General features: G+C 73.9%; 5 protein-coding genes. 2 read left to right on the plus strand and 3 right to left on the minus strand.

Annotation, left to right across the window (positions count from 1 at the left end):
• Positions 1 to 830, plus strand: an 830-nt coding sequence (locus L7D48_RS25580; protein WP_237882947.1) for an ROK family protein, incomplete at its 5' end; no start/stop codon positions are given.
• Between the two features lie 92 nt (positions 831 to 922).
• Here L7D48_RS25580 and L7D48_RS25585 read toward each other — a convergent pair.
• Positions 923 to 1,363 (minus strand): DoxX family protein, encoded by a 441-nt coding sequence (locus L7D48_RS25585; protein ID WP_237882949.1) that lies wholly within the window; start codon positions 1,361 to 1,363, stop codon positions 923 to 925.
• A 32-nt stretch (positions 1,364 to 1,395) separates the two neighbouring features.
• Complete coding sequence (locus L7D48_RS25590; protein WP_237882951.1) at positions 1,396 to 2,391, minus strand: glycoside hydrolase family 6 protein; 996 nt, start codon at positions 2,389 to 2,391, stop codon at positions 1,396 to 1,398.
• Positions 2,392 to 2,964: 573 nt separating this feature from the next.
• Between L7D48_RS25590 and L7D48_RS25595 the strand changes: the two genes are divergently transcribed.
• Complete coding sequence (locus L7D48_RS25595; RefSeq protein WP_237882953.1) at positions 2,965 to 4,389, plus strand: GntP family permease; 1,425 nt, start codon at positions 2,965 to 2,967, stop codon at positions 4,387 to 4,389.
• Between the two features lie 60 nt (positions 4,390 to 4,449).
• On the opposite strand, the gene L7D48_RS25600 is transcribed toward L7D48_RS25595, so the two are convergent.
• Entirely contained in the window at positions 4,450 to 5,013 is a 564-nt protein-coding gene (locus L7D48_RS25600; protein ID WP_237882955.1) for a DUF488 family protein, read from the minus strand.
• Positions 5,014 to 5,078 lie beyond the last annotated feature (65 nt).

Here is a 5,078-nt window from a genome sequence, read left to right on the forward strand (position 1 = left end):
CCCTGACCCCCACCAGCGGAATGCGGCTGACCCCGCCCCTGATGCGGCACTGGGAGGACTTCCCCCTCGACCGGGCCCTTCAGGAGGCCACCGGGCTGCCGGTGGTCTCCGACAACGACGCCACGGCCGCCGCCCTGGGCGAGCACTGGTCCGGAGGCGTCGGCGCGGCCGCGACCTTCGCCGCGCTGTACATGGGCACCGGCATCGGCGCGGGCCTGCTGGTCGACGGGATGGCCTACCGCGGCGCCAGCGGCAACGCGGGCGAGATCGGCCACAGCTGCCTGGCCGTGGACGGCCCGCGGTGCTGGTGCGGGGCCCGGGGCTGCGTCGAGGCCCTGGCCGGGCCCTCCGCCGTCGTCACCGCCGCCCGCGCCGACCGGGCCCTGGCCCGCGCGGCCGGACTGGACGGCGACCCCGGGCGCCGCCGGCCGTCGGTGACCGCGGACTTCGCGGCCGTCACCCGCGCCGCGCGCCGCGGCGAGCCGGGGGCACGCGCCCTGCTGGAGCGCTCGGCGCGCTATCTGGCGGTGGCCGCCCGCACCCTGGCCAACGTCATGGACCTGGAACTGCTGGTGCTCACCGGCCCGAGCCTGGCGATCGCGGGTTCGGTCTACCTGCCGGTGGTACGGGAGGAACTGGACCGCGCCTTCTTCTCCCGTGCGGCGCACCCCGTCGCCGTCCGGCTCTCCCGCTCGGCCGCCACCGCGCCCGCGATCGGCGCCGCGGCCCTGGTGCTGCAGTCCGAGCTCGTACCGCTGCGCCAAGGGCTGCGCCTGCCGGAGAACCTCGCCGACTCCGAGCCCGCCCCGGTGGAGCGGTCCAGCGCCTGAGGCGGCAGGAGCGGCCGCAGCGGCCGGGTCCCGCGGCGGCTTCGCGGGACCCGGCGACGGCCGTACGCACTGCCCGGCGACGGCCGGCCGTCTCAGGCGGCGGTCACCCGCACCCCCTCGCCACGGCCGGCGCGGTCGGTGCGCTCGAACAGGGAGCCCAGCGCCCACGCGCCGGGGCCGAGCGCGGCGACGAGGAGGAAGGCCCAGCAGAACATCGCCGCCGCCTCCCCGCCGTTCTGTATCGGAAAGAGCGCCTCGGTCTGGTGCTTGACGAAGTAGGCGTACGCCATCGAGCCGGAGCAGAGCAGCGCGGCGACGCGGGTTCCGACGCCTAACATCACCAGGCCGCCGGCGACGAGTTGGATGGCGGCCGCCCACCAGGCGGGCCACTGGCCGACCCCGGGCACCTGGCCGCCGTGGGGTCCGCCGAGCACGTCGAACAGGGTCGCCGCACCGTGGCAGGCGAACAGCAGCCCCACCACGATCCGGTAGAGCCCGAGCACATGGTCCCTGTACCTGTCCAGCAGTTCCATCGAGTGTCCTCTCTCGGCCGTCCTGCCGCCGCTCACCGCGTACCCGCGGGTGCCGCGACGGCCATGTCGTAAGCGAGCTGGGGGATGAACCGACCGGCCGGCCCGGCACAGCCGTCCGCCTCGCCGGGGAGCTTGACCCACAGGAAGGCGGCGATCCTCTCGTCGCCGGTCCGGTCGGTCGTCGGGGTGCCGACCGCCCGTCCCGACGGATCGCACCACTGGCCTCCGGCGGGCCCGTTGCCGTTGCGGCTGGTGTCGATCACCGCACGCAGGTCCGGTGATCCGATCGCGTCCAGGACCGCCTTGGCGTAGGCGGTCTCGTCGGCGGTGCGGTTGTAGTTGGAGACGTTGGTGGAGATGCCGTCGGCGCTCTCGGTGATCCCGGCCGCCTTCAGCCGGGACGCCATCTCCGCGGGCGGGTGCCAGTTGGAGTGCGCGGCGTCGAAGTACACCTTCGCCCTGGGCGACGCCGCCTTGAGTGCCTTGCCCGCGTAGGCCATCGACTCCCGGGTCCGGGCCTGCTGCTCGGCGCTCTGGCAGTTCGTCATCAGGGCCAGGACGTCCGGCTCGACGACGACGGCGGCCGGCCGGCCCTCCAGCCCGGCGGCCAGCTCGTCGATCCACTGCCGGTAGGCGGAGTGGCTGGAGGCCCCGCCTCCGCTGGCGCCGCCGCAGTCGCGGTTGGGCATGTTGTAGACCACCAGGATCGGGATCCCGCCCGCCGCCTCGGCGGCCGTGACGAGCGAGTCCACCTCGGCGCGGACCGTGCCTGTGTCGGTCGTGGTGAACCACTGGCCCTGCGGGACGGAGGCGATCCGGTCGCGGATCACCGGCGCGCGCGGGTCTCCCGGGTTGGCCGCCACCCAGCGGGCGGCCTGGGTGTCGGGGTTGACGTAGTAGGGCGAGGACGCGTCGGCGGCCGCCTGCGCGGCCTCGCCCGGCAGGAGCAGGGCCGTACCGGCGGCCGCCAGCGCGGCCGCGGCCAGCGCGAGCGCGCGACCGGCCAGGGGGAAGGTGTTGCGGAGCATGCGTACTCCTCGGTGGGGGGAAACGGACCGCCGCTCGCCGGCGACCCGTCGCGACTCCGAAGGCCCCGGCCCCGCTCCCGCACGGCCGGGACGGGGTGCTTCCGCATCACGCGGAAGCCCGGAACCCGGCCGGACGCGAGGGCCCGGAGAGCACGGTCACCGGATCGGCGGTGCGGCGCCGCGGTGGACGCCGACCGTCGGCGGCCGACCGCCGACCCGGAGCATGTGACCTGACAAACTGATGGGAGCGCTCCCAGAGAGAGTAATGACACTGAGTCCGGCGTCAAGGGAAACTGCACGACAATCGAACGGAAAAACCTCTCCGAACAGGTGCGCGTCGACAGACGAGGCGTCACGGCGCCTTTCGGAGGCACCCTCCTTCGCCGACATTTGCATGGGAGCGCTTCCAAGGACGGGTTCCGGAGTGCCCTCTCCCCCTCCCGCCCTCTCCCCCGGCCCCCTCTTCTCGCGTGTCGGAAGGAGCGCCCCGGGGCAGGGGGACGGTGCCCCTGACCGCCACCGGCCGTCGCGGGTGGGGCGACCGGTGATGCGAGCACGAGAACGGAGTGGCCCGTGGAAGCGATCGACCCGGCCTACGGAACGACGACACTGCTGCTGATGGCCGCGGGCGCCGTGGCCCTGCTGCTGTTCCTGATCATGAAGGTGAGACTGCACGCCTTCGTGTCTCTGGTCCTGGTGAGCGTACTGACCGCGATCGCGGTCGGTTTCCCCCTGGCCGACATCCCCGACGTCCTGATGTTCGGCTTCGCCGACACCATCGGCTCGGTGGCGCTCCTGGTCGCCTTCGGAGTGATGCTCGGCCGGCTGCTGGAGATCACCGGCGGCGCCCAGGTGCTGGCCGACACCCTGATCAACCGCTTCGGGGAGCGCCGGGCGCCGCTGGCGCTGGGCACGGCCGCGCTCCTGTTCGGCTTCCCGATCTTCTTCGACGCCGGGCTGGTGGTGTTCCTGCCCATCATCCTGACCGTGGCCCGGCGCTTCGGCGGCTCGCTGCTGCTGTACGCCCTGCCCGCGGCCGGCGCCTTCGCCGCCATGCACGCCATCGTCCCGCCCCACCCGGGACCGGTCGCCGCCTCCGAGGTGCTCGGCGCGGACATCGGACTCACCCTGCTGGTGGGCCTCCCGGTCGCGGTCGTGTCGTGGTACGTCGGCGTCCTGCTGGTCTCCCGCTTCCTCGGCTCCCGCATCCACGTGTCGCTGCCCGACGTGGTCTTCGGCGAGGCCCGCGACGCCCGCGGACGAGGCGAGGCGGACCGCGCGGACGGCGCCGGCGAGGAGCGGCTCGGCGAGCGGCCGCCGTCCTTCGGCACGGTCCTCGGCCTGCTGCTGATCCCGCTGGTGCTGATCTCCTTCGACACCGTCCTGAGCACGCTGGCCACCGCGGGCGTCATCGACGAGGGCGAGGACTGGGCGGAGTTCCTGGGCCTGCTGGGCTTCACCCCGGTCGCCCTGCTGATCACCGTCATCGCCGCGATCCTCGTGCTGGGGCGTCCGCGCGCCCCGATGGGAAAGGTCGGCGACATCGTCGACGGCGCCCTGGGGCCGATCTGCTCGATCATCCTGATCACCGGCGCGGGCGGCATGTTCGGCGGTGTGCTGGAACTGTCCGGCATCGGGAGCGCGCTCAGCGACTCCCTGTCCGGCCTGGGCATGTCCCTGATCATCCAGGCGTTCGTGATCGCCACCCTGCTGCGTGTCGCCCAGGGCTCGGCCACGGTCGCCCTGACCACCGCCTCCGGCCTGATCGCCGGGGCGGCCCGCGCCGCGGAGCTGAGCGATCTGAGGCTCACCCTGCTGGTGGTGGCCGTCGCGGCGGGCGCCACGGTGCTCTCACATGTGAACGACTCCGGGTTCTGGCTGGTGAGCCGCTTCTTCGGGATGGACGTCAAGACCACCCTGCGGACCTGGACGGTGATGGAGACGACCCTGGGCCTGTCGGCGTTCCTGATCGCCCTGGGCCTGTGGACGGTGGTGTGACTTCCGGCCCCGCACCGGCCCGCCGCCGGTGCGGGGCCGACGCGGACCGGCGTCCGGCCGTCACCGCCCTTCGGCGGCGGCCAGGTCGTCGTAGACCAGCAGACCGTCCTCCCGCAACCGCGCCCCCGGTGTCGGCCGGTGCGGCATGAGCCTGCCGTCGTGCATCAGGTGCCGTACGTCCGCTCCCGCGGTCAGGACCGCGGCGTCGGCGATCAGCCGGCGATGGCAGCGCCACCACACCGACTCCGAGCACATGACCGCCGTGGCGGTCCGTGCGGCGTCCCTCAGCACTCCGTCCAGCGCATCCCGGAAGGAGGGGTCCCGGGTGTGGGCGGCGTATCCGCGGAAGGAGGCGTTGCGCCACACGGTGTCGGGTGAATCGGCCGGTGGCCTGCGGAAACCACCCAGCTCCTTCTCCCAGCGGTAGGCGATGCCATGCCCCGGCAGCCACCGCGCGAGCCTGTCGCGGGCGAGGTCCGGGTCGCGGCGGCTGCCCGGAGCGGTGCGGACGTCCACCACCAGGTCGATACCCGCCTCCGCCAGCAGCCCGGCCAGCCTCTCCCGGTCCGCCGTGCCGTGCCCCACGGTGTACAGGACCGGGGCCGGCTCCGGGCCCTCCGGCATGGCTCCTCCTCCCGTCGTCCGCCGCGCTCCGACCGCCCTTCCCGCCTTCCCCTCGGCTCCCCTCC

The organism is Streptomyces sp. ICN903 (assembly GCF_022015835.1).
Classification (GTDB): Bacteria; Actinomycetota; Actinomycetes; order Streptomycetales; family Streptomycetaceae; genus Streptomyces; species Streptomyces fenghuangensis.